This is a genomic window from Saccharopolyspora kobensis, from assembly GCF_900108315.1.
Taxonomy (GTDB): domain Bacteria; phylum Actinomycetota; class Actinomycetes; order Mycobacteriales; family Pseudonocardiaceae; genus Saccharopolyspora; species Saccharopolyspora kobensis.
In genome coordinates this window covers 56643-80554 of sequence record NZ_FNVB01000011.1, presented here as the reverse complement: position 1 = coordinate 80554, position 23912 = coordinate 56643, and the positions used below count along the sequence as shown (strand labels likewise).

Genomic DNA, 23912 nt, shown 5'->3' with positions numbered 1-23912 from the left:
CAGCTCAGGCGGTGCCCTTCAGCGTGCTCAGGTGTCGCGGAGGTTGCGGATGTTGGCGAGGAGGGCTTCGGCTCGTTCGCGGCCGCTGGTGGCTTCCGCGAGGCGGCGGTTGACCGTCTGGAGCTGGCGGCTGCGTTCCGCGGCGTCCATCTTCAGCGCCTTGTCCACCTCGCGGAGCTCCGCCTCGATCGCTTCGATCCGCTTGGTCAGCGCGTCGTCCAGCGCCAGCGAGAGCTGCTGCTCGGCCTCGATGAGCTGCTCGGCCACCAGCTGGTCGAGCGCGGAGCGGGCGTCGGCGATCGCTTCGGTCAGCCACTGCTTCAGGTGCTGCTTGTCCGCCGCGTGCTTGCGGGTCCGGGCCATCCACCAGCCCGCGCCGAGACCGAGCACGATCGTCACCGGCAGCACCACCGGGTTCAGCGCCGCGATCCCCAGGCCCGCCAGCGGCATCGCTGCCGCCCGCCCCACCCCGAGGCCACCGGAGACGCCCATGAACACCAGGAGCTTGTCCTCCGCCGTCGGCGGCCGCTTGTCCGGCGGGCGCAGCGCGATCGGGGCCTGCGCGCCGCGGGCGAACTGGGAGCGGATCACGTCGAGCTCTTCTGCCGAGAACAGCTCCTTCAACGACTGCTCGGCGACCGAGGCCAGCCGCGCGGACAGCGTCGCCGCCACGCGCGTGGAGGCCATCTGCAGCGCCACGTCCACCTGGCGGGGCAGCTCGGCCAGCTGCTGGCGGTCGGCGGCGTCGATGGCGCGGCGGAACCAGTTCTGCACCTCGCGGACCTGGCGGGTCACCTCGTGGCTGGTCTCCACCCTGGTGCGCTGCACCTCGCCGCGCAGCTTGACCTGCCAGCCCCGGGTCGACGAGCGCCGGGATGCGGACAGCTCGTCGCGGCGGGCGCGCAGCGATTCGGCCTCGTCCTCGCCGACGGTCAGCGCCCGCTTCTCGCCCTCCAGCTTCACCACCTGCTCACCGAGCACAGTGGACAGCGCGCGCATCGTGTTGGCCTCGCCGAGCATCGCGGAGCGGCCGCCGATCAGCCGTTCCAGCTCGCTGCGGAGCTCCGCGATGCCGGACTTCTCCCGCAGCATCTCCGCCGCCTGCTCGCTCGGCGCCTTCGCGGCCATCTCCCGCAACCGCGCCGACACCGGGAAGATCGGCACTTCGGCGAACCGCGGCGCGTGCTCGACCAGCAGCTTCCGGTTCGCCTCCAGGACCTGCCGCCAGCCGCGGTACTGATCGGTCTTGGCCAGCGCGAAGACCACCGTCTCCACCCGTTCCCCGGCCTTCTGCAGGAATTCCAGCTCACCGCGGGTGAACGGGGCGGAGGCGTCGACGACGAACAGCAGTGCCGTCGCCGAAGCGGCGGCTTCCATCGCCAGCTCGCCGTGCATCTCGTCCAGCCCGCCGACGCCCGGCGTGTCCACCACGGCGACCTTGGCCAGCGCCTCCAGCGGCGCGGTGACCCGCACGTAGCGCGGCGGCAACTGGCCTTCCGGCAGGTCGCGGCCCGCGCTGGTCCAGTTCGCCAGCTCGGCGAGGTCGAAGGCCACCGGCTCCTGCTGGCCCGGGTAGCAGGCGTGCGCCGCCCACTGCTCGCCGTGCTCGAACTGCAGGTAGGTGGAGGTGGCCACGTCGGCGTCCACCGGGGACAGCCCGGGGTGTCCGAGGAGCGCGTTGACCAGCGAGCTCTTGCCGCGGTTGGTCTCGCCGACCACGACGACGCTGGGCGTGCGGGGACGACCGCGCCGGACCTGCTCGACCCACTCGGCGGCCTCCGGGTCGACCTCCCGCAGCAGCCCGATGAGCTTGTCCCTGGTCTGCTTGACCTGCTGCGGAAGAGCCGCAGCCACCGCAACGCCGGGTGCCGTCATGCGCGCCCAGCTCCTTTCCCGCGATCCGGTCGAACCACCGGATTCTCCCCGACCGCCTTCACCGCCGGGAACCACTTCCGCAAACCCACCCGGGGCGTCGGGTGCGAGGAGAGCGGGTTACCGCTTGCGGAGTTGGTAGACGGTCACGATCGGGGCGCGGAGGATCCGGTCTCGGTCGGCGAAGCCGAGCACCTCGGTCTCCGCGATCACGCCGTCCAGGGCCGGATCGTCGGTGGGCAGCGTGCCGCCTGCCTCGTGCAGGGCCGGGTCGAAGCGGGTGCCGTCCGGGCGCAGCGGGGCCACGCCGATTCCGCTGAGACCTTCGGCCAGCCGCTCCACGACTCCCGTGCTGCGTGCCCGGTCCAGGGCGTACATGCAGAGCTGGATCAAGGTCGCGCGCTCGGCGAGCGCCTGGCCGAGCGGATCCGCGGTCACGGCGGTCATGTCTGTTCCCAACTCCACGTCCGAAGTGCCCTCTTCGGTCTCAGACGTGTCGGCAGCCTGACCGGTTCCACTTTCAGGTGAATTCTTGCGCCGCCAGCCCCACATCCCGATCACCCCGAGCGCAGCTGCTGCCAGAGCAGGAAGTAGGCCCGGTGCACCACGTGCGCGATGCGGCTCTGCGCCGGAGTGGCGCCGAACGACGAGAACGAGCGCCACCAGTTCGCCCGCTCCAGGGCGTAGTCGGTCAGCTCCTTGCGGTGCCGCCCGGGCAGGCCGAGCTGCTCACCCGCGTCGGTGCTGCTGCCGACCCGCATCACCTCCTCGGCCAGGTCCGCGGGCATCGTCACCGCACCCGCCGCGACCAGCGTCAACGCCTCCAGCACGCGCAGCTGGTGGGCCTCCGGCTTGGCCAGCAGCACCTCGATCGCGTCGTGCACCCGCTGCCGCTCGCCCGGGTCTCCCGAGGAGTGCGCGAGCGCCGTCACCGAGGCCAGCCCGGCCGCGGCCTTGATCCCGTCCGCCCGCGCGCGGAACACGGTGTCCAGCCGCTGCAGCACCGAAGCCAGCCCGGAGGAGTCCAGCAGGCGGCGGCGCAGCGCGCCCGCGGTGATCTCCGGGTCCGCGTCGATGGCCTCCAGCGCGCTGCGGATCCCGTAGAGGTCCATCCGCTCCAGCAGGCGGGTGCGGGTGCCCGCCGGGACGTCGCACTCCCAGCTGGTGAACAGGTCCGCCGACATCAGCAGCGTCTCGCGGGTCGCCTCGTCGAGCTTGGCCAGTTCGCGCAGGGCTTCGGCGTCGTTGGCGGTGAACGCGCCCGATTCCGCGGTCTCGGCGAGCAGGCCGATCACCGGCAGCACGTCGGCGACCTTGGGCTTGAGCAGCTCGGCCTGCTTCTCGGCGAGCAGCGAGGCGGCCTTCCACACGTCCTCGCCCGCACCGTCCACCGTGCTCGCCTCGATGGTGTCGGCCTTGTTCAGCACCGCGATCGCGTTGACCGGCCCGGCTTCGCGGCTGGCCGTGGCGGCGGTGAACGACGCCAGCGCGTGCTCGTCATCGGCGCGAACGCCCTGCGTGACCACGTACAGCACGGCTTCGGCCCCGGCGACGGCGTTGCGCGACACCGGGTCCAGCTCGCCGTCGGCGTCCTTGCCCGCACCGAGCAGCTCCTCGGTGCGCGCCACCGATGCGGCGTCCAGCGAACCGAGCCCGGGGGTGTCGATCACCGTCAGATCGCGCAGGACCGCGTTGGTCAGGTAGGCCTCCAGGTGCGAGACCTCGTCGATGTCCACGCCCAGGTCGGCGGGGATGCCGCCGTCGGCGTCGAAGGGCACCGCCTGCTTGCTGCCGTCGCGGAAGATCACCTCGACGCGGTCCACCGTGCCGTACTGAAAGCGGGTCACCAGCCGGGTGCACTCGCCCACGTCGGTGGGTGCCACCCGGCGGCCGATCAGCGCGTTCACCAGCGTCGACTTGCCGGACTTGATCCGCCCCGCGACGGCCACCTGCAGCGGCGCGGACAACCGGCGCAGCACTTCCGCGAAACCGGCCGCGGTCTGCTCGGACACCTGCGGCTGCAGCCCGGTGCACAACCGGGCGACCGCAGCGGACAGCGGGCCTGGCCAGTGCTGCTCGGATGCCGTGCTCAACGCGGACCTCTCGATGCCGATGCCAACTGCGCGCTCTGCGCCGCTACATCCTGCCACGCAGCGGCCCGCCCGCGGGGGCGCACGTACGACCACAGGTTGACCCGAATCGAGCCGCTGGCATGACGTCACCGCAGGTCGGACCGCTCTAGGCTCGGGCGCGTGCGGAAACTGAGCCTGTGGTTGCAGGTGCATCCAGTGGTGGGCGACGGCGCGATCGCCGCCTTCATGCTGCTGCTGCAGGTCGCCGAGACAGGTGCCCAGAGCGAGCAGAACCGCCTGATGTTCTGGCTGCTGCTCCCGGTCCACCTGATGGTGACCGTCCCGATCGCGTTCCGGCGCGTCTGGCCGATCCGGTCGGCCTACGCGGTGCTGCTCGCGTCGGCGGTCTTGGTCGCCGTGCAGGAGGACGCCGTCGTCGGCGCCCTGGTCCAGTGCGTGATGATCTACACGCTGGTCGCCTACACCACCCGGCGCATCGGTGCCCTGTACACGCTGCTGGTCGGCGTGCTGTTCCTGGTCGAGCTGTTCATCGGCCTGGAGCCGACGGACGACCTGGTGCAGCTGCTGATCGTCCAGATCATGTTCTTCGTGATGCTGGTCGGCTTCTGCTGGGCGCTGGGCGCGTTCATCGGAGCGCGCCGCGCCTACCTCGCCGAGGTGGAGCGGCGGCTGCGCAACCTGGAGTTCGAGCGCGACCAGCAGGCCCGCATCGCCGTCGCCGAGGAGCGCAACCGCATCGCCAGGGAGATCCACGACGTCCTGGCGCACTCGATCAGCGTGATGGTGACGCAGGCCGACGGCGCCGGTTACGCGATGAGCAAGAAGCCGGAGCTCGCCGAGCAGGCGCTGCAGACGATCAGCGCCACCGGGCGGGAGGCGCTCAGCGAGCTGCGCGGGCTGCTCGGCGTCCTGCGCAACCCCGGCGAGGACGAACCGGACCGCATCCCGCAGCCGACCGCGGCCAACCTGCACGACCTGGTCGACCGGGTGCGCGCGCTCGGCGTGACCACCTCGCTGGAGCTGACCGGCGACTTCACCGGCCTGCCCGCCGGGATCGGGCTCAGCGTCTACCGCATCGTGCAGGAGTCGCTGACCAACGTGGTCAAGCACGGCGGGGCCGGCGCGAAGGCCGACGTCCGCGCGGTCAACGACGGCCGGTGCATCGACATCGAGGTGGTCGACGCCGGAACCGCATCGCTGCCCAGCGATCTGGCGTCGGGCGGCAACGGCCTGATCGGCATGCGGGAACGAGCGGTGGTCTACGGCGGGACCCTGGAGGCCGGTCCCCGCCCCGGCGGCGGCTGGCAGGTCCACGCCGTGCTGCCCCTCGAACCCCCGTGAGCGGCGTCGTGACACCGGCGAAGCGCAGCCGCTACCCGGGCCGCCGGGCAGGACCGGCAGCGCTACGGTCGGGGACATGATTCGGGTTTTGCTGGTGGACGACCAGGAGCTCATGCGCATGGGGTTCCGGATGGTGCTCGACGCGCAGGAGGACCTGGAGGTCGTCGGCGAGGCGGGCAACGGCGAGGACGCGGTCGAGCTCGCCGGCGAGCTGCGCCCGGACGTGGTGCTCATGGACGTGCGGATGCCGGTGCTCGACGGCGTCGAGGCGACCCGCCGGATCGTCGCGGCCGACGCGGCGAAGGTCCTGGTGATGACCACCTTCGACCTGGACGAGTACGCGCTGTCGGCGCTGCGCAGCGGGGCCAGCGGATTCCTGCTCAAGGACACCCCGCCGGAGAACCTGGTCAGCGCGGTGCGGTCGGTGGCCAGCGGCGATGCGGTCGTCTCACCGAGCGTCACCAAGCGGTTGCTCGACCGCTTCCTGGGCGAGGGCGGCGGTGAGCTGCGCGACGCCGCGGTGCTCGACGCGCTGACCGAGCGGGAGCGCGAGGTGCTGGTGCTGGTGGCGAAGGGCCTGTCGAACACCGAGATCGCGGGCAAGCTGTTCCTGTCCGAGGCCACCGTGAAGACCCACCTCGGCCGGATCCTGTCCAAACTGGACCTGCGGGACCGGGTGCAGGCGGTGGTGCTCGCCTACGAGACCGGTCTGGTCAAACCCGGCGAGGCGTGAACTTCACCTCCAACCAGCCACAACGCGCGAACCGGCGGATAGCCTGCCCTGGTGACCGACGCCGCGTGGAAACCCCGACTCATCGCCCTCGACGTCGACGGAACCCTCCTGAACCCGGACACCGGGCTGATCTCGGCGGCCGTGAAGGCCGCCGTGCACCGCGCCATCGCCGGTGGCGGCCAGGTCGTCGTCTCGACCGGCCGGACCGTGCTCGGTGCCGGCCCCGTACTCGATGAACTCCAGCTGACCAGCGGTTTCGCCCTGTGCTCGAACGGGGCAGTGCTGCTCGACGTGGCCACCCGCGAGGCGGCGTCGGTGGAGACGTTCGACCTCGCACCGGTGCTGTCGGAGCTGTCGGCCCGGCTGCCGGGCGTGATCTTCGCCGCCGAGGACCTCGGCATCGGCAACCGGGTGACCGCCGAGTTCCCGGCGCACCAGCTGGAAGGCCTGCAGCATCCGACCACAGTGGACGAACTGGCCGCCGTTCCGGCGCCGCGGCTGATCGCCAGCTGGCCCGGCCGGCGGCCCGCCGAGGTCGTCGAGCGGCTCGCCGGCGTCGAACTGCCGTCGTGCACCTACACGCTGGACCACTACGAGCCCTGGGTGACCGTGACGCCCGAAGGCGTGTCGAAGGGCTCGGCCCTGGAGAAGCTGCGCGCCGAGCTGGGCGTGCTCGCCTCGGACACGTTCGCTGCCGGTGACGGCGACAACGACATCGAGATGCTGCGCTGGGCGGCGCACGGCGTGGCGATGGGCCAGGGCCCGGCGGCCGTCCACGCGGCCGCCGACGAGGTCGCCGCCCCGGTCGCCGAGGACGGCCTGGCCGCGATCCTCGACCGCTGGTTCGGCTGAGCCCGCCGACCAGCGGAGTCATCCTCTGGTCAGGCTCTTCTACGACCAGGGTCTGACCCGAGGTCGATACACCGGAACGATGCCCGCGCACCCGTTGAGCGGGCATCGTTGCTGTCGTGGCCCGGAAGGGGCCGCCCAGCGTTGTCCTCGGCAACAGGAGTGATCATGATCGAGGCGATCGGCCTCACCAAGCGCTACGGCCCGAAAGTCGCGGTGAACGACCTGTCGTTCACGGTGAAGCCCGGCCAGGTCACGGGCTTCCTGGGTCCGAACGGCGCCGGGAAGTCCACCACCATGCGGATGATCCTCGGCCTGGACCGCCCGACCGCGGGCGAGGTGCGCATCGACGGGAAGCGCTACCAGGACCTGAAGAACCCGCTGACCACCGTCGGCGCACTGCTCGACGCGAAGTGGGTGCACCCGAACCGCTCGGCGCGCAGCCACCTGCGGTGGCTCGCCAAGTCCAACGGCATCCCGCTGCGCCGCGTCGACGAGGTCCTCGGCATGGTCGGCCTGGAAGGTGCCGCGAACCGCCGCGCCGGCGGCTTCTCGCTCGGCATGTCGCAGCGGCTCGGCATCGCCGGCGCGCTGCTCGGCGACCCCAAGATCCTGCTGTTCGACGAGCCGGTGAACGGCCTGGACCCGGAGGGCATCCACTGGATCCGCCGGTTCATGCAGGGCCTGGCCGCGGAGGGCCGCACCGTCTTCGTCTCCAGCCACCTGCTGTCGGAGATGGCGCTGACGGCCGAGGAACTCGTGGTGATCGGCCGCGGCGAGCTGATCGCGCAGTGCAGCACCCAGCAGTTCGTGGACAACGCCGGTTCGCAGGCGGTGCTCGTGCGTTCACCGCGCGCATCCGACCTGCAGCAGCTGATCGCCGCGCAGGGCCTGAGCGTGCGCGCCACCGCCAACGACACGCTCGTGATCGACGGCGCGGAGACCGATCAGGTCGGCGAACTCGCCGCGCAGCACCAGATCGTGCTGCACGAGCTGACCGCGCAGCGCGGTTCGCTGGAGGACGCCTTCATGCAGCTGACCAGTGATTCCGTGGAATACCAGACGAATCTCGGCGCGGCCGCGCCGATCGCTCCGGGGGTGGCCCGATGACCCTGCTCGCCGTGGAACGGATCAAGCTCTTCTCCACCCGCTCGGCGTGGTGGTGCGCCGCGCTCGCCCTGGCGCTGACCATCGGGTTCGCGGGCCTGTTCGCCAGCCAGCTGGACGCCATCTCGCTGGGGATGACGCAGGCCGGTTACCAGTTCGGCCTGATGGTGGTGCTGGTGCTGGCCGCGCTGTCGATCACCACCGAGTACCGCTTCGGAACGATCCGCGCGACCTTCCTCGCGGTGCCCAACCGCACTGCCGCGCTGGCCGCCAAGACCGTGCTCGTCGCGCTGGTGGCGCTGGTGATCGGTGAGCTCTCCGCCTTCGGTTCGTGGGCCGTGGCGAAGGTGCTCGCGCCCGCCTCGGACTTGGCGCTGACCACTGCGGACGATTGGCGGATCGTCGCCGGGGTCGGCCTGGTGTTCGCCCTCGGCGCGGTGCTGGCGGTCGCGGTCGGCGCGCTGCTGCGGCAGACCGCGGGTGCGGTGACGCTGCTGCTGATCTGGTCGCTGCTGGTGGAGGGCCTGGTCGGCCTGATCCCGGGGATCGGCGAGACCGTGCAGAAGTGGATGCCGTTCAACCACGCCAGCAACTTCCTGTCCGGAACGCCTGCCGACGGCGCCGCGAGCATGCCGCTCGGACCGTGGGGTTCGCTGGGCTACTTCGCGGCCGTCGTGCTCGCGATCTGGGTGATCGCCCTGGTCGTCGTGCAGCGCCGGGACGCCTGACCAGCGCGGATCGTCCGCGCTGGAACCCACCATGATCAACTCTGGAAATGCCCAGTTGGGCGGCGGATAGCAAAACGTTACCCGGCCCGGCCGAGAGTCTGATCACGTCAACCGATAGGATCGACGGCAAGATCGAGCCGCAGCCGTCACCTGCTCGACGCAACTGATCAACGCGGCGCGAAGTGTCCTCAGTGGACATAGTGCGGGACTGGCGATGGCGCGGCCGACTGGCACAAGTTAATCGACCGACTGCAGCAGCGCTCGGGGGCGCCGGCGGTCGGGACGGGGGAGGGCCCGGGCTGTCATTCGGGGGATGGCCCGGGCCCTGTGCTTTCCGCGATCGGCAGCCGCGCCCCGACCGGGAGCACGCACCCGTGAAGCACAGCCGGATCCTGGACAAGCTAGCCGCCCGGCCCCTCCTCCGCACGACGACGAACTCGGCCCCGCGGCGAAGTGGCGCCTGCCACCTCGCCGCATCACCGCGAACGCAGAGGCACTGCGCCGCGCAGCACGGAACCGAGACCGGGTGAAGGGCTGCGGATCATGCCTCGGACACCGCCGGACGACCTCCTCGACCAGAGCCCAGCAGTCTTCCGCGCCTTCGCGAGCGCCCACGCGTTCTCAACCAAGAGCCCCTCAGACGTTCGGGCGGACCACGAGCACCGGGCACGCCGCGTGGCGGACGCACTGCTCCGCGACCGAACCGAGCATCAGCCCGGCGAACCCGCCGCGCCCGCGGTGCCCCACGACCAGCAGGTCCGCGCCCTTCGACGCGGACAGCAGCGCTTGCGGCGACGGCGAGTGGACGATGTGGAACTGAACCTGGAGGTCACCGCGGTCGCCGAGCTTGGCGCTCACGATCCGCTCGGTGTCCTCCTGAACCGCCTGCTGGAACGCGTCCATGCTCGGCATCACGTTCGGCGGGCAGTCCGCGGGCCTCGGAGCGGTGCGCAGGCTCCACGCGCGCACGACGTGCAGCACGGTGTTGCGCCGCCTCGCCTCCTCGGCTGCTGCGACGAGCGCACGCGCCGACGACGCGGAGCTGTCGAAGCCCACGGCGACACCGCCGTCGATTTCGACCCGTTGGATCATCTGGTCGGCCATCTGTCCACTCCAGGCGGTCTCGGGGCGGGTCGCCGGGGCGATCCGCGTCGGTCGGCAATGTGTGAATTCAGACACAATTGACTACATGGTGTCATTGATCGCATCCGTTGTGGTAAGGCATTGAGTAGGGATGTCCCGAACCAGCGTCGCTTGGGGGCATGAGCTGGTCGAGGGCGAGTTGGCGGCTCGCAACTTTCTCAACAGCAGAGGGGTGGGCCAATGGTGCAACCGCAGGAGGGCTCGGTCATCGGACCGGGCCGGTCGGCCGACGAGGTCCAACTGCAACCGGTTCCCCGGTTGGAGTGGTCCCTGGCGACGGAAGCGCATCCACCAGCGCTGGAAGCGGCCAAGCCCGCTTCGCTGCGCCGCAGCTGGATCCACACCGCGCCGGAACCGCAGGTGCTCGAACTGTTCCGCAAGCTGCACGGCGCCAAGCACCGGCTGCCCGCGCCGTGGTGGCTGCGGGCGCTGGACCGCGGTGAGCTGCCGTCCCGCGAGGCGGCGTTCGAGGTCGAGGACGAGGTGCACGCGGTCCTGCGCGCCCGACCGGGTTGGGTGTTCGTGCCCTGGGCCGGAACGGGCGAGGCCGGGTACTGGGAGTACGCGCCGTCGGACCGGGCACCGATGCAGATGCCGACCACTGTGGCGCTCACCGACGAGCACAACGGCTGGCTGAACGTGGTGCCCGCGCACCACGACCCCGAGCCGGTCCCGATCCCGGTCAAGGGCGTCGCCGGGCTGGTCGCGATGCTGCCGCAGATCGAATCGTGGTGACCGGCACCGCGCTGCTCGGCGCGAGCGGCCGGTTTGCCATACTGGCTCCCCGTGAACGCCTCTGACCAGCAGGTTCCTTTCCGTCGTACTGTCGTGAGCTACGTCCAGCGGGGCGAGCGGATGACGGTGGGCCAGCAGCGGGCCTGGGACCGCCACTGGGCCGAACTGGGCTCCGAGGTGACCGCGCTGCCGGCAGGCCCGCTGGACGTGGCGTCCTGGTTCGGCCGCTCGGCGCCGGTCGTGCTGGAGATCGGTTCCGGCATGGGGGAGACGACCGCGCAGCTGGTGGCCGCCCAGCCCGAGGCCAACTACCTGGCGGTCGAGGTCTACAAGCCCGGCCTGGCGCAGCTCATGTTGCGCGCGGAGAAGCTGGAGGTCACCAACCTCCGGCTGCTGCGCGGCGACGCGCTCGTGCTGCTCCGCGAGCACCTCGAGCCGGAGTCGCTGGACGAGGTCCGCATCTACTTCCCCGACCCGTGGCCGAAGAAGCGCCACCACAAGCGGCGGCTGGTCCAGTCCGAGTCGGTGGCGCTGATCGCCTCCCGGCTCAAGCCGGGCGGGGTGCTGCACCTGGCCACCGACTGGGAGAACTACGCCGAGCAGATGCTGGAGGTCTGCCAGGGCGAGTCGCAGCTGCGCAACCGCTACGCCGACGAGCCCGGCGGCTGGGCGCCGCGGCCGGAGTGGCGGCCGGTCACGAAGTTCGAGAACCGGGCGCACGAGGAAGGCCGGGAGATCCGCGACCTGATCTTCGAGCGCGTCTGAACGCGTACCGTCGCGGCATGACCGACCTCGCACCGCGCAGTGATCTCGGGCCGCCGGACGTCAACACCGACGAGCGGACGATGCTGCTGGCCTTCCTGGACTACCTCCGGGAAGCCGTCATCGCCAAAGCAGCCGGTCTCTCCGACCAGCAGGCCCGCACTCCCGGAGTCGCCTCCGGCACCAGCGTGCTCGGCCTGATCAAGCACCTGACCGCGGTCGAGGCGAACTGGTTCGAGTTCTCCTACGCCGGTCTCGACGTGCCGGTTCTGGACGACCAGGCGCGGCCCACCGCCGGGGAAACCGCTGACGAGCTGATCAGCGCCTACCGGCAAGCGATCCGGCGGAGCAACGAGATCGCTCTGGCGTGCGGCGACCTGGGCACGCCTGGCGCGCGCTCGGTGCTCGAGGCGGCTCCGCCATCGATGCGCTGGATCCTGCTGCACATGATCGAGGAAACCGCGCGGCACGCAGGCCACGCGGACATCCTCCGCGAGCACATCGACGGCTCCGTCGGGCGCTAGGACAGCCCGAAGTAGCGTGACGCCCGTGGTGAGCTGGGATGTCCGAGCGGCTTCGGAGGCCGACGTCGAGGCGGTGGCCGAACTGCGTGCCGTGGTGCTGCGGGCGGATCTGGAGCGGCTCGGCCGGTACGACGAGCAGCGCGTCCGGCAGCGGCTGCGCGACGGGTTCGATCCCTCTTGCACCCAGGTGATCGAAGTGGACAGCGCGTTCGCCGGCTGCGTGGCTCTGCGACCGGCCGAGGACGCCCACTGGCTGGAGCACTTCTACCTCGACCCGCGCCTGCAGGGCAGTGGCATCGGTTCGGGCGTGCTGCGCTTGCTGCTCGAGCAGTGCGACCGCGATGGGCTGCTGGTGCGGCTGAACGTGTTGCAGGGCAGCCCGGCGCTGCGGCTGTACGAACGGCACGGGTTCTTCATCGAGTCCGAGGATCCGGTGGACGTCTTCATGGCGCGCCAGCCCGTCTGAGGGCCCGGTCGTGGCTGCCCCGGGCAGCCGGTCACTGCCCGGGGAGGTTCGTTCGGCCGCCGCGAGTTCGGTTCAGCGCTGCGGCGTTGCCTGCTCGGGCGTGCAGGCTGCGGCTATCGCCGCGGTGTCCCAGTAGAACGGGCGGACTTCGGCGATCCGGTCGTCCCGGACGGTGATCGTTTGCAGGATCGGGAATTCCAGCTCGCGGCCGGTGGCGCGGGAACGGGCTCGCACCTGGGTGAGCACCACCGCGGTCCCGGTGTCCTCGTCGGTGGCGACGAACTCCTGCTCGACGAACTCGAACACCGCCCAGGTCCGGCTCATCGCGGCGAAGAACCGCTCCAAGTCCGCGTGGCCGCGCCAGGTCCCGCCGTAGGGCAGCGCTTCAGCCTGGTGCAGCACGACCTCTGGCGAGAAGTGTCCGGCGAGGGGTTCGAAGTCGGCGCTGCCGGGCCCGCCCGCCAGCAGGTACTCGGCCTCTGCCGCGTACATCCGCTTCAAGATCGTCTTGGTGTTGCTCTGATCGGTCACAGCACTCAGCATCGCCGCTGCGGACGCCGGTGGCTGGCGTCTTCCGGACCTCGCGATCGCTCCTGGTGGCGGTGCGGCGAGCCGTCCGAGGACGAAGATCAACAGATAACAATTCGCTTGATTGAGCGATCAAGTTCAGCTGCATGCTGGCCGAAGCCGTTCACGTCCGGTTGTCATGGCTACGATCGTGGCCAGTAATTTCACCGGAAAGAAGAGTGCCGCTGGAGTGACGAGTAAGCGCCGATCGCGACTACGTTTCCGGCCCGTGACGGTTACCCGTGATGAAGTGATCCCGATCCAGCAACGGCCGCCCGAGCAAGCTCTGGACGTTGTGTGCGAGGTCGGCGAGTCCGGCGACAGCCCTTCTTCGAGCGCGCTCGTGCGGACGGATTCGACCACGGACGTCTCAGCCGCCGAGGAGTTCCTGCGCGCCTTCCACGACGCACACCCGAAGGCCGGATCGCTGGCCGAACGGCTGACCGAGGTGCGCCGCTCGATCGCCGCGACCGGCACCTACCGGCACACCGGCCCCGAACTCGCCTACGGCGCGCGAGTCGCGCTCCGCGACAGCGGTTGGTGCACCAGCGGAGTTCCGTGGCGCCGGCTGAAAGTCCGCGACCTGCGCGGGCTTCGCCACGGCTCGGCCATCGCCAGCGAATGCTTCGAACACCTCCGGCTGGCCACCAACGCCGGCCGGATCCAGCCGTTGGTCACCGTCTTCGCCCCGGACTCCCCCGGCAACCCCGGCCCGCGCATCTGGAACGAGCAGGTGGTGCGCTACGCCGGTTACGCGATGTCCGGCGGCGGAGTGCTCGGCGACGCGCGCTACAGCGGCTTCACCGCGGAAGTCCAGCGGATGGGCTGGAAACCGCCGGTTCAGCGCGGCCGCTTCGACCACCTGCCGCTCGTGGTGGAAACCGCCCACGAGGGCATCAAGCTGGTTCCCCTGCCCCGCGACGTGGTGCAGGAGGTTCCGCTGGAACACCCGGAACACCCGTGGTTCGCCGAGCTCGGACTGCGTTGGCACACCGTGCCGCTGATCAGCAACATGCAGTTGGACATCGGTGGAATCCGCTACCCGGCCGCGCCGTTCAACACCTGGTTCGTCGGAACCGAGATCGGCACCCGCGGACTGGCCGACGAGAACGCCTACGGCATCACCAGGCACGTCGCCGAACGACTGGGCATGGACACCTCCACCGAGCGGACCCTGTGGCGGGACCGGGCGATCGTGGAGATCAACCGGGCCGTGCTGTACTCCTTCGACTCCGCGCGGGTCACGATCACCGATCACCACAGCGAAGCCCTGCACCGACTGGCCTGGCTGCGCTCCGGGCAGCGCCCCGGCACCTCCCGGCCGATGTTCAGCGTCACCAGGGAAGCGAACCGCCGTGCCCGGCAGGGAGCACCGCGTGACTTCCAGTCCCCCGCACCGAGGCAACCGCGCTACGACGAGCTGTCGAGGCTGAACCGGCGCTGCCTCGGGACCGATCCGCCCGCCGAGTGACCGCGTCGCCCGCGTCCCGGCGCGCCGCGAAGCGCTCCATCAGGTCCGGCAGGACCGAGCTGATCGACATGAGCAGCAGCACGGCGACTGCGAGGACGGCTCCGATGATGGAGAAGATGGTGGTGACCATTTCAATCCCGACCTTCCTGGCTCCGGGCGCTCCGCTGATCGCGCCGCTTTCGCGTTGACACCACAAGCTTCGCTTCCGGCAGGGGGTCGGCGGATCGGTCAGGTGGCCGGGCCGGCTGACCGATCGGCCAGTCCCGGGCGGTGGCGGACCGGCCGATCGGCTGGCAGGACATGCGTGTGCGGGCACGGCCGTTCCCGACCGTGCCCGCACACCGACCTGCCGTTGGTCTACTCGTCGCTGATGCGCTCCGCGCTGATCCGGCGCAGCATCGGCCCGCTGCTGGAGGACGCGAGCACCGCCACGACCATCCCGATGACCACCGGCGCCAGGATCCAGCCGCTGATCACCACCGGGTAGTCGCCGAACAGCGTGAAGATCCCGGCCGCTACCGCCGTTCCGGCCACGCCCGCCCCGATCGTCGCGACCATCGCGGGCAGCGCCGCTTCGGTCCTCAGCGCCCGGCCGAGCATCCGCACCGGGGTTCCCGCGGCGATCAGCGCGCTGAAGGTGCGCCGCCGGTCGACCACGGACGACGCCGCCGTGATCGCCGCGCTGGCACCGGCCAGCAGCGCGGTCAGCCCGAGCCCGATCGCGGTGATCCGCTTGAGGTCGCCGAGCATCGTCTGCTGCTCGTAGAGCCGCAGCTCACGGCTGTTGAACCGCTCCCCGGGCAGGGCCGTCGCGAGCGCCGTGCGCACCTTCTCGCGGTCCGCTTCGTTCGCCGGCTTGACCGCCAGGGTGGTCTCCCCGTGCTCGGTGAACGCGGGGACGAGCGCCGGATCGATGATCACCGAGCCGTCGACCTCCGGGTCCTGCTCGCCCATCTGGCGCACCGGCACCCCGTCGGGCAGCACGATCTCCTGCGTCTGCGGGTCGTCGACGCCCGACGGCGGGGTGGACTGGACCTTCAGACCGGCGCTCGGCAGCGGCTGGCCGGCGGCCGTCCACACCGCAGGCGGCCCCGCGCAGTCCCCGACGCCGAAGCGGGTGACGGCGGCGGCGTCCTGGCAGCTCAGCACCAGACCGACCGCGATGTTCCCGTCGGGGTCTTCCAGGATGACGTTCTCGGCGCGCACCACCGTTGCGGCGGTACCGCTGCTCGCCAGCTGGTCCTTGATGCGTTGTTCCTGCTCGACCGCGCCCGCCGTAGGGACGTCCAGGTACAGCACCGGGTCCTTGAAGGAGCGGCCGCCACCGGCGAACGTCTCGAAGCTCGGCAGCAGCGTCAGCGCCATCGAGCCGACGAAGACCGCCAGCACGATGCCCGACACCGAGCGGTAGGCCGCCTTCGGATCGCTGCGCAGTCGCCTGCCCGCCAGCAGCATCGACGGCTTGCGCCACATCGAGGCGAACAGCGAGCCGAGCATCCCGGTCAGCCACGGGCCGACGATGGAGGCCGACAGGAGCACCGCGGCCAGCGCTGCGAGCAGGAACCCGAGCCCACCGGTCTCCTCCGCCGTCCACAGCCCGAAGAGGAAGAACGCGCCCGCGGCCACCAGGGCGAGCAAGCGCCACGCCTTCGGCCGCTTCGGCACGTGGCTCATCGCCGCGCCGAGCGGGGCGCGCACGACGCGGCGCAGACCCAGCACCGCGGCCACCACGACCAGCGTCGGGATCAGCAATCCGATCAGCACCACGGTGATCGGAGACGGGGTGAAGTCGCTGAGCAGCCAGGTCCCGCCGCCCCACGGGATCACCACGCCGAGGTAGCGCAGCGGCCAGCTCAGCAGCAGGCCGACGACGGTGCCCACCACGGCGGCGACGGCCGTCTCGGCGGTGACCACGCCGATCACCTGACCCGGTGTCGCACCGGCCAACCGCAGCGCCGCCAGCCGCCGTTCCCGACGCGCCGCGGTCAGGCGGGCGGCCGAGGCGACGAGCACCATGCTCGGGATCGCCAGCAGCACGATGCCGACCCCGGACATGAACTTCAGGAGGAAGTCGCTGGTGTCGACCGCCCCGAAGCCGGAGATCTCCGCGGCCTCGGCGTCCACCGTTCCCGGTGGGTGGCCGACGACGGCGACCAGCTGCTCGGGGAACTTGAGGTGGTTCTCGTCGAGCGTGCCGATCACCTTGCCGGCGAACCGGTCGGCGAGCTCGTGGCTCGGGTACTTCCCCGCCAGGTCGGCCAGCCGCGGCGAGAGCAGCACCTCGCCGGGCGCGGGGTAGTTCGGAGCCGGGTTGGCCGGGTCCGCGGTGCCGGAGACGTCCAGCCGCGTGATGGTCTGGTTCTGGAAGAAGTCCCGGCTGGTCAGCGTCACGCCGTGCTCGCCGACCGAGCCCTGCTGCCACGCCGAGCGCTCCATCCGGGCATCCGTCGCGTTCGGCAGGGTCGCCAGGAACAGGACGAGCGCGGTGGCCACCGCGACGCCCGCAGCGGTGAGCAAGGCGGACAGGCGGCTGCGCGAGTCCACGCGCAGCACCCGCAGCGCCAACTGCACCGGATTCATGCGGCCATCACCCCGCCGGCGATCAGCCCGTCGCGGATCTCCACGACCCGGCCCGCCTTGGCCGCCAGTTCGCGGTCGTGCGTCACGATCACCACCGCCGCGTTGGTGGCGGCAGCGGCGGCGAAGAGCGCATTGGTCGTCTCCTCGCCGGTGCGCGTGTCCAGCGCGCCGGTGGGTTCGTCGGCGAAGATCACCTTCGGCCGGTGGGCGAGCGCCCGCGCGATCGCGACCCGCTGCGCCTGACCACCGGAGAGCTCACCGGGCAGCCGGTCCTCCATGCCACCGAGGCCGAGCCGCCCCAGCCAGTCCCGCGCACCGGCCATCGCCTGCTTGCGGTTGGCACCGGCCAGCAGCAGCGGCAACGCGGTGTTCTCGGCCGCGGTCAGCTCGCCGACCAGCATGCCCTGCTGGAAGACGAAGCCGAACTCGTGCCTGCGCAGCGCGCTGCGCTTGGCCTCGCCGAGCTGGTCGATGCGGTGCCCGTCGAGCAGGACCTCCCCGCCGTCCGGGCGCAGGATGCCGGCCAGCACGTGCAGCAGCGTGGTCTTGCCGGATCCGGAGGGCCCCACGATCGCGGCCACCTCACCGGCGCGGAGGGAGATGTCCACACCGGCCAGCGCGCGGTACGCGCCGTAGTTCTTCACCAGCCCCCGTCCCACCAGGAACGGATCTCCGGGCCGCTGCGCGGCCATGGGAGCCGACATGTCTTCCTCCTGCTCGTGTGCACTGCTCTGGGTGATGGGGCGCCGCTCGGGGCGGGCCGCCGCGATGTCACCAAGACTGGTCGGCGGGAGCAGATTCCGGATCGGCCTGCGGGCCGCTGATCGCGCGCCGGAGGTCGGCCGATCGGCCAGGTTGTTCAAGCCGATCGGCCAAGGTGCCCGAGCCGGCGCACGGACTACCGTTTCAGCGTGAGCAGTTTCGCGACGCCCAACGGAACCGGACCGGACGCGCCCTGGTGGCACCGGTTCGGCAGCTTGCTGCGCGAGCAGTGGATCTTCGCGGCGTTGCTCGGCCTGGTGCTGTGCGGCGACGCGCTGGCGCTGATCAGCATCGGCGGCTACCAGCGCGGCGGGCCGCTGTTGATCCCCGGCATCACCGCGATGGCGCTGCTCGCCGTGCTCGGCAGGCGGCGACCGGTCCGATGTGGACTGCTCGCGGCACTCGCGCTGATCGGCAACACCGGGGTGCTGGTGCTGACCCGCTCGGAGGTCTACCACCTCGGTCTCGCGGAGATACTGCCGACGGAGAACGCCGCCGGGCTGCTGCTGGTCCTCTACCTCTTCCGGGCCAGCTCGCTGCGCAAGGCCATCCCGGTCACCGCCGTGCTCGTGCTGGCCTGCCTGGCCTCGGTCGTGGTCCGGATGAAGGTGGCGACCTACTCGGACGGCGACCTGGAGTCGACGCTGTCCTTCGGGGTCCTGCAACTGCTCCTGGCCACCGGCACCGGCCTGTACCTGCGCGGGAACTGGCCCGGCCGGAGCCGCTTCCAGGACTCGCCGATGCAGGGGCTGCTGCGGCGCCAGTGGCCGGTGATGGCCGCGCTGAGCATCCTGCTGTTCCTGGAGTTCAGCAAGAACGACAACCTGAGCTTCCTGTCGGGCCTGGTGGTGCTGCTCAGCGGCTTGGTCATGGCGGTGCTGGCCACCTTCGCCCCGATGCGGCCCACCGAGTCCGCCTACCTGGGCGCGGCGACGATGCTGCTGACGACCCTGGTGATGCAGGTGCTCGGGCTGACCGGCAGCCGGGGCAACATCCTGGGACCGGTGTCCCTGGCGGCGACCGGCGCGGGCATGCTGCTGGTGACCTACGTGGTCCGCCACGCGGAGACCCGGCGCGCCATCCAGGCCACCGCGACGCTGGTCGTGGTGACGTTGCTCTCCGTGTTCATGACCCCGAGGTACCGCAACGACCTCTACGAGTACGACCCGGGCAACACCAGCGAGCTGATGCCCGCGGTGTTCATGGGCGGGTTGCTGCTGGTGATCTCGGTCGGCACCGGGATGTACTTCCGCGCCAGGGACGAGGAGCGCGCCCGAACGGTGCACTCCGCGGTGGAGAGCGCGCAGCAAGCCGAGCGGATGGCCTTGGCCCGCGAGCTGCACGACGTGGTGGCGCACCACGTCACGGGCATCGTGGTGCAAGCGCAGGCCGCGCAGATGGTGGCCGAGATGAACCCGAAGGCGGCGACCGACGCGCTCGCGCGGATCGCGGAGAGCGGCACCGAGGCGCTGACCGCGATGCGGCGGCTGGTGGGCAGCATGCGCAGCACCGAACCCGCCGGGGCTTCGACCGCGACGGAGCAGGCCACCACCGACCTCGAAGCCGACCTGCGGGCGCTGGTGGAGTCCGCCCAGCGCCAGCCCACGGAGCACACCCGCCCACCGCGGGTGGACCTGCGGGTCGACCTGGTGCACCGCCCGGTTCCGCAGGAAGTGGCGCGGTCCGCGCTGCGCGTGGTGCAGGAATCCCTGACGAACTCGGAGAAGCACGCGTTGGACGCGAGCTTGATCCAGGTCAAGGTGTGGGCCGACCACGAGAACCTGTACACGTTGATCACCGACGACGGCTCGGGGGTGCGCCGCCAACCCGTCGGTGGGTCGGGGGGATACGGTCTCGTCGGGATGCGGGAGCGGATCGAGTTGCTCGGCGGCACGTTTCACGCCGGGCCGGGCGAGCACGTCGGTTGGCGGGTCGAAGCCGAGCTGCCGCTGGAAGACCAGAGCGGAGATGAGGGGCAGCGATGATCCGGGTGCTGATCGCCGACGACCAGGAGCTGGTGCGCGCCGGGTTCCGAATGATCCTGGAGTCCCAGGACGACATCGAGGTGGTGGCCGATGTCGCCAACGGGGTGGACGCGGTGCAGGTCGCGCGGGAGAAGCGGCCGGACGTGTGCCTGATGGACATCCGCATGCCGGGCATCGACGGCCTGGAGGCGACCAAGCAGCTGGCCGGCCCCGACGTGACCGATCCGATCAAGGTCGTGGTGGTGACCACCTTCGACCTGGACGAGTACGTCGACCGCGCCTTGCGCAACGGCGCGAGCGGATTCCTGCTCAAGGACGCCGGTCCCACGTTGCTGCTCGAAGCCATCCGCGCCGCCCAGCGCGGGGACGCGCTGGTCTCACCGCAGATCACGGTGCGCCTTCTCAAGCACTTCTCCCAGCCGCAGACGCAGCGGCGAGCGGTCCCGGACGTGGATCTCACCGAGCGCGAGCTCGACGTGGTGCGGGCGACCGCGCGCGGTCTGACCAACGGTGAGATCGGGCAGGAGCTGTTCATGTCCCTGTCCACGGTGAAGACCCACCTGGCCTCCGCGCAGAGCAAGATCAAGGCGCGGAACCGGGTGGAAACGGCCGCGTGGGCCTGGCGCAGCGGTTTGATGGACGACTGATGACCGCCGCCGCGCCCGCGGCCGGAAAATGAGTCCGCGTTCCGGGGTGCCTGCTGTTAGGCTCCCGGGCTGCGAGTGATGCCTGACGAAGGAGCGGCAGTGGCAGGGGTAGGGGACGACGACATCTCCGGGTGATTCCCGGGAGTGATCGGCCACGGGCAGGCGCGGGGCGCCGCCGCGGTGGCTGATTCGTCGCGCCACATTTCCCGTTCCACATCGGGTCGCTTCAACGCGCCCGCATCACTTCCGAGGGCTTTCGCATGTCCGAAGCGTTCATCACCTGCTCGAACCTCTCCTTCTCCTGGCCGGACGACACCCCGGTGTTCGAGAACCTGTCGTTCACGGTGGGCACCGGCCGCACCGGGCTCGTCGCGCCCAACGGCGCAGGCAAGTCCACCTTGCTCAAACTGCTCGCGGGCGAGTACCGGCCCAGCGGCGGAACCGCGTCCACCCGCGGCGTTCTCGGCTACCTGCCGCAGTCCCTCCCGCTCGTCGGCGACCTGTCCGTCGCCGAGGTGCTCGGCGTGTCCGCGGTGATCGAGGCCCTGCACGCGGTCGAATCCGGTGATGCCGCCGAAGAGCACTTCACCACCATCGGCAACGACTGGGACATCGAGGAGCGCACCCGCGTCCAGCTGGACCGCCTCGGCCTGGCCGACGTGCAGCTCGACCGGCAGCTGCACACCCTCAGCGGCGGCCAAGTGGTTTCGCTGGGCCTCGCCGCGCAGTTGCTCAAGCGGCCCGACGTGCTCCTGCTGGACGAACCGACCAACAACCTCGACAGCGATGCGCGACGCCAGCTCGCCGGAGTGCTCGACGAGTTCAACGGCTGCTTGCTGCTGGTCAGCCACGACCGGTCGCTGCTCGACCGGATGGACCGCATCGCCGAGCTCGGCAGCGGCGAAATCCGCTTCTACGGCGGGAACTTCACCGAGTACGAGGAAGCTGTCCGCGCCGAGCAGGAGGTCGCGGAGAGGAACGTCCGCAACGCCGAGCAGGAGCTCAAGCGCGAGAAGCGCGAGATGCAGCAGGCCCGGGAACGAGCTGCGCGGCGGGCCAGCAACGCAGCCCGCAACATCGGCAACGCGGGCCTGCCGAAGATCGTCGCGGGCGGTTTGAAGCGCCGTGCGCAGGAGACCGCGGGCAAGGCGAACGAGATGCACGCCAGCCGGGTCGACGAGGCCAAGTCCCGGCTCGACGAGGCGAGCCGCGGACTGCGGGACGAGCAGAAGATCTCGCTGCGGCTGCCCGGCACGCGCGTCCCGGCCGGTCGCGTGGTGTTCGTCGGCGAAGGGATGCGGATCAGCCGGGGCGGGCGGGCACTCTTCACCGGGGAGGGCGCGGACCTGGCCATCAAGGGGCCCGAGCGGATCGCGCTGACCGGCCCGAACGGTGCCGGGAAGTCCACGCTGCTGCGCCTGGTCGAGGGCCAGCTGGAGCCGGAGCACGGCCGGATCAAGCGGGCCGACGGCCGGATCGCCTACCTCTCCCAGCGGCTGGACCTGCTCGACCTGGACCGCACGGTGCTGGAGAGCCTGGTCCAGTTCGCGCCGAGGATGCCGGAATCGCAGCGGATGCACCTGCTCGCCCGCTTCCTGTTCCGGGGAGCGCGGGTGCACCTGCCGGTCGGCTCGCTGTCCGGTGGTGAGCGGCTGCGCGCGACGCTGGCCTGCGTCCTGAACGCGGAGCCCGCACCGCAGCTCCTGCTGCTCGACGAGCCCACCAACAACCTGGACCTGGTCAGCGTCGGTCAGCTGGAGAGCGCGCTCAACGCTTACGAAGGCGCGTTCGTCGTGGTCAGCCACGACGAGCGGTTCCTGTCGGGGATCGGGGTCGATCGCTGGCTCCGGCTGGACGGCGGCCGCCTGATCGAGACCGGGGCACCCGACGCGGATTGATCGCCGTCACCCTGCCGGGGTCGGCCGGTCGGCCTCTCGGCAATGGCCGATCGAACGAGGCCGACTGGCCTTTCAGCCGAGGTCATGGGCCTGCGAATCCGCGACTCTGGAGTCATGACGAAGCGAACTCAGGACACCGTTCTCGTGGCAGTGCTGACCGGCATCGCGGGCTTGGCGGGGGTGATCATGATGCTGCTCATGAGCAGCTTAGGAACCGCGTAGGCGTCCGGCAGAATGCGGGCATGTCGATCGCACTGCGCCTGCACGCACCGCTGGTCCTGCCCTGCGACCCGGGATGCTCGGTCATCCGGGATGCGGTGGTGGACATCGATGAGACCGGCCGCATCGCGTACTGCGGGCCGCGCAGTGCTGCGCCGGAACGTCCGAACGACGCGGATGTCCGGGAATGCGGCGGGATCCTGCTGCCGGGGCTGATCAACTCGCACGCGCACAGCCCGATGACGCTGCTGCGGGGGATGGGGGGTGACCTTCCGCTGCTGCGCTGGCTGCGCGAGGTGATCTGGCCTGCCGAAGCGAGGCTCCGCTCATCGGACATCCGGGCGGGCATGGAGCTCGGGTGCGTCGAGATGCTGCGGAACGGTGTCACGACCAGTGCCGAGATGTACTTCGACGGTGAGGCGGTGGCCAGTGCGGCTCTCGCGGTCGGCTCGCGCGTGGTGTGCGCTCCGGCGGTGATCGCCACACCGGAGCTGGACAAGCTCGGCGGCTGGCAGGGCATGGTCGACGGCATCGACCGGTGGATCGACGCCGACGGGCTGCGGTTCGGCCCCGGTGATCGGGTGGAGCTCGCCTACGGCCCGCACTCGGCATACATGCTGCCGCCGGAGGCGCTGCAGACGATCGGTGAGGCCGCGCAGCAGCGCGGGGCGCTGGTGCACACGCACGTGGCGGAGACCCTCGCCGAGGACGTCGAGCAGCGAAAGCAGTTCGGTTCGGTGCCCGAGCTGCTGGAGAAGCTCGGTGTGCTGGACGGACGGGTGCTCGCCGCGCACGCCGTACACCTGTCCAATGAGGACATTGAGTTGTTCGCACGCCGCGGGGTCGGGGTGGCGCATTGCCCCGGTTCCAACGCGAAGCTCGCTTCGGGGACGGCGCGGCTGGTCGACCTGCTGGCCGCCGGCGTCCCGGTCGGCCTGGGCACCGACGGGCCGTCCAGCAACGATGACCTTGACCTGTGGGAGGAGGTGCAGTTGGCAGGACTCTTCGCGCGCACCCTGAGCGGTGACGCCAACGCGCTGAGCGCAGGCACGGCGCTGCTCGCCGCCACCCGGGGCGGAGCGGAGGCGCTGCACCGGGACGACATCGGCTCGTTGGAGGCGGGCCGGTGGGCCGACATCGTGCACCTCGACGTCGACAACCCGGCGTTCGCCACCGGACTGGACGTGCCGGACGAGCAGATCCTGGCGAACGTGGTGTGGGCGGCCGGTTCACGTTGCGTCCGGGACGTCTGGGTCGCGGGTGACCGCGTGTTGCGCGACCGGGAACCCACGCAGGTGGATCGCCGTGCAGTGCAGGCGGCTGCCCGGACTGCGGCGCAGCACGTCCGCGGCTGAAGCCGTCTCGCGGGCTGAGCGGGGTGTCACGCCCGTCTGGCTCGCGAGTCCCAGGCTGGCGTCCGGGCGCGTCGC

21 protein-coding genes are annotated in these 23912 nt (G+C 70.9%); 14 read left to right on the top strand and 7 right to left on the bottom strand.

What is annotated here, in order from left to right; translation table 11 throughout:
* Positions 1-27: 27 nt before the first annotated feature.
* The 3 genes from C4T78_RS31555 to C4T78_RS31545 form a co-directional block, all read right to left on the bottom strand.
* Positions 28-1875 (bottom strand): dynamin family protein, encoded by a 1848-nt coding sequence (locus C4T78_RS31555; RefSeq protein WP_093350376.1) that lies wholly within the window; start codon positions 1873-1875, stop codon positions 28-30.
* A gap of 117 nt (positions 1876-1992) precedes the next feature.
* Positions 1993-2424: a nucleotide exchange factor GrpE gene (locus C4T78_RS31550; RefSeq protein ID WP_374703918.1), complete on the bottom strand. Its 432-nt coding sequence runs from the start codon at positions 2422-2424 to the stop codon at positions 1993-1995.
* A 5-nt stretch (positions 2425-2429) separates the two neighbouring features.
* Positions 2430-3965, bottom strand: a complete 1536-nt coding sequence (locus tag C4T78_RS31545) for a dynamin family protein (RefSeq protein ID WP_093350382.1) — start codon at positions 3963-3965, stop codon at positions 2430-2432.
* A gap of 159 nt (positions 3966-4124) precedes the next feature.
* Between C4T78_RS31545 and C4T78_RS31540 the strand changes: the two genes are divergently transcribed.
* The 5 genes from C4T78_RS31540 to C4T78_RS31520 all read left to right on the top strand — a co-directional run bounded on the left by C4T78_RS31540 (position 4125) and on the right by C4T78_RS31520 (position 8723).
* Positions 4125-5306, top strand: a complete 1182-nt coding sequence (locus tag C4T78_RS31540) for a sensor histidine kinase (protein ID WP_235863407.1) — start codon at positions 4125-4127, stop codon at positions 5304-5306.
* A 76-nt stretch (positions 5307-5382) separates the two neighbouring features.
* The gene (locus C4T78_RS31535) at positions 5383-6039 is read left to right on the top strand and encodes a response regulator (RefSeq protein WP_093350388.1); all 657 of its coding nucleotides are present in this window, start codon (positions 5383-5385) and stop codon (positions 6037-6039) included.
* Positions 6040-6090: 51 nt separating this feature from the next.
* Positions 6091-6891, top strand: a complete 801-nt coding sequence (locus C4T78_RS31530) for an HAD family hydrolase (protein ID WP_235863409.1) — start codon at positions 6091-6093, stop codon at positions 6889-6891.
* Between the two features lie 165 nt (positions 6892-7056).
* A complete protein-coding gene (locus C4T78_RS31525; RefSeq protein WP_093350393.1) occupies positions 7057-7998 on the top strand; it encodes an ABC transporter ATP-binding protein in 942 nt (313 codons plus the stop codon).
* Positions 7995-8723: a hypothetical protein gene (locus tag C4T78_RS31520; RefSeq protein WP_093350396.1), complete on the top strand. Its 729-nt coding sequence runs from the start codon at positions 7995-7997 to the stop codon at positions 8721-8723. Before C4T78_RS31525 ends, C4T78_RS31520 begins: the two co-directional genes overlap by 4 nt.
* 636 nt (positions 8724-9359) lie before the next feature.
* Here the strand turns inward: C4T78_RS31520 and C4T78_RS31515 are convergent.
* On the bottom strand, positions 9360-9827 hold the full coding sequence (locus C4T78_RS31515; RefSeq protein ID WP_235863411.1) for a universal stress protein: 468 nt from the start codon (positions 9825-9827) through the stop codon (positions 9360-9362).
* 219 nt (positions 9828-10046) lie between these two features.
* Between C4T78_RS31515 and C4T78_RS31510 the strand changes: the two genes are divergently transcribed.
* From C4T78_RS31510 to C4T78_RS31495, 4 genes are all read left to right on the top strand, one after another.
* On the top strand, positions 10047-10601 hold the full coding sequence (locus C4T78_RS31510) for a hypothetical protein (protein ID WP_093350399.1): 555 nt from the start codon (positions 10047-10049) through the stop codon (positions 10599-10601).
* 120 nt (positions 10602-10721) lie between these two features.
* Positions 10722-11366 (top strand): tRNA (guanosine(46)-N7)-methyltransferase TrmB, encoded by a 645-nt coding sequence (trmB, locus tag C4T78_RS31505; RefSeq protein WP_218161565.1) that lies wholly within the window; start codon positions 10722-10724, stop codon positions 11364-11366.
* A 17-nt stretch (positions 11367-11383) separates the two neighbouring features.
* Complete coding sequence (locus C4T78_RS31500; protein WP_093350405.1) at positions 11384-11887, top strand: DinB family protein; 504 nt, start codon at positions 11384-11386, stop codon at positions 11885-11887.
* A 25-nt stretch (positions 11888-11912) separates the two neighbouring features.
* Positions 11913-12353 (top strand): GNAT family N-acetyltransferase, encoded by a 441-nt coding sequence (locus C4T78_RS31495; RefSeq protein WP_093350408.1) that lies wholly within the window; start codon positions 11913-11915, stop codon positions 12351-12353.
* Positions 12354-12425: 72 nt separating this feature from the next.
* Here C4T78_RS31495 and C4T78_RS31490 read toward each other — a convergent pair whose 3' ends face one another.
* Positions 12426-12884 carry a nuclear transport factor 2 family protein gene (locus tag C4T78_RS31490; RefSeq protein WP_235863413.1) on the bottom strand — a complete coding sequence of 153 codons (459 nt, stop codon included), beginning with the start codon at positions 12882-12884 and terminating at the stop codon, positions 12426-12428.
* Between the two features lie 265 nt (positions 12885-13149).
* Between C4T78_RS31490 and C4T78_RS31485 the strand changes: the two genes are divergently transcribed.
* Entirely contained in the window at positions 13150-14391 is a 1242-nt protein-coding gene (locus C4T78_RS31485; RefSeq protein ID WP_235863414.1) for a nitric oxide synthase oxygenase, read from the top strand.
* A gap of 357 nt (positions 14392-14748) precedes the next feature.
* Here C4T78_RS31485 and C4T78_RS31480 read toward each other — a convergent pair whose 3' ends face one another.
* Together C4T78_RS31480 and C4T78_RS31475 are read right to left on the bottom strand one after the other, a co-directional pair.
* Positions 14749-16971, bottom strand: coding sequence for an FtsX-like permease family protein (locus C4T78_RS31480; RefSeq protein WP_177247518.1), 2223 nt, complete (start codon positions 16969-16971; stop codon positions 14749-14751).
* The gene (locus C4T78_RS31475) at positions 16968-17675 is read right to left on the bottom strand and encodes an ABC transporter ATP-binding protein (protein WP_093350416.1); all 708 of its coding nucleotides are present in this window, start codon (positions 17673-17675) and stop codon (positions 16968-16970) included. Before C4T78_RS31475 ends, C4T78_RS31480 begins: the two co-directional genes overlap by 4 nt.
* 207 nt (positions 17676-17882) lie before the next feature.
* On the opposite strand from C4T78_RS31475, the gene C4T78_RS31470 reads away from it, so the two are divergent.
* The 4 genes from C4T78_RS31470 (at position 17883) to C4T78_RS31455 (ending at position 23837) form a co-directional block, all read left to right on the top strand.
* Positions 17883-19718, top strand: coding sequence for a sensor histidine kinase (locus tag C4T78_RS31470; RefSeq protein ID WP_093350419.1), 1836 nt, complete (start codon positions 17883-17885; stop codon positions 19716-19718).
* Complete coding sequence (locus tag C4T78_RS31465; RefSeq protein ID WP_093350422.1) at positions 19715-20365, top strand: response regulator transcription factor; 651 nt, start codon at positions 19715-19717, stop codon at positions 20363-20365. Before C4T78_RS31470 ends, C4T78_RS31465 begins: the two co-directional genes overlap by 4 nt.
* A 260-nt stretch (positions 20366-20625) precedes the next feature.
* Positions 20626-22263, top strand: a complete 1638-nt coding sequence (abc-f, locus tag C4T78_RS31460; RefSeq protein ID WP_093350425.1) for a ribosomal protection-like ABC-F family protein — start codon at positions 20626-20628, stop codon at positions 22261-22263.
* Positions 22264-22511: 248 nt separating this feature from the next.
* On the top strand, positions 22512-23837 hold the full coding sequence (locus C4T78_RS31455) for an amidohydrolase family protein (protein WP_093351123.1): 1326 nt from the start codon (positions 22512-22514) through the stop codon (positions 23835-23837).
* Positions 23838-23912 lie beyond the last annotated feature (75 nt).

Coding starts and splice junctions, on each gene's coding strand:
- C4T78_RS31555 (WP_093350376.1), bottom strand. CDS start 1,875: ATGACGGCACCCGGCGTTGCGGTGGCTGCGGCTCTTCCGCAGCAGGTC.
- C4T78_RS31550 (WP_374703918.1), bottom strand. CDS start 2,424: ATGTGGGGCTGGCGGCGCAAGAATTCACCTGAAAGTGGAACCGGTCAG.
- C4T78_RS31535 (WP_093350388.1), top strand. CDS start 5,383: ATGATTCGGGTTTTGCTGGTGGACGACCAGGAGCTCATGCGCATGGGG.
- C4T78_RS31525 (WP_093350393.1), top strand. CDS start 7,057: ATGATCGAGGCGATCGGCCTCACCAAGCGCTACGGCCCGAAAGTCGCG.
- C4T78_RS31520 (WP_093350396.1), top strand. CDS start 7,995: ATGACCCTGCTCGCCGTGGAACGGATCAAGCTCTTCTCCACCCGCTCG.
- C4T78_RS31515 (WP_235863411.1), bottom strand. CDS start 9,827: ATGGCCGACCAGATGATCCAACGGGTCGAAATCGACGGCGGTGTCGCC.
- C4T78_RS31510 (WP_093350399.1), top strand. CDS start 10,047: ATGGTGCAACCGCAGGAGGGCTCGGTCATCGGACCGGGCCGGTCGGCC.
- trmB (WP_218161565.1), top strand. CDS start 10,722: ATGACGGTGGGCCAGCAGCGGGCCTGGGACCGCCACTGGGCCGAACTG.
- C4T78_RS31500 (WP_093350405.1), top strand. CDS start 11,384: ATGACCGACCTCGCACCGCGCAGTGATCTCGGGCCGCCGGACGTCAAC.
- C4T78_RS31480 (WP_177247518.1), bottom strand. CDS start 16,971: ATGAATCCGGTGCAGTTGGCGCTGCGGGTGCTGCGCGTGGACTCGCGC.
- C4T78_RS31475 (WP_093350416.1), bottom strand. CDS start 17,675: ATGTCGGCTCCCATGGCCGCGCAGCGGCCCGGAGATCCGTTCCTGGTG.
- C4T78_RS31465 (WP_093350422.1), top strand. CDS start 19,715: ATGATCCGGGTGCTGATCGCCGACGACCAGGAGCTGGTGCGCGCCGGG.
- abc-f (WP_093350425.1), top strand. CDS start 20,626: ATGTCCGAAGCGTTCATCACCTGCTCGAACCTCTCCTTCTCCTGGCCG.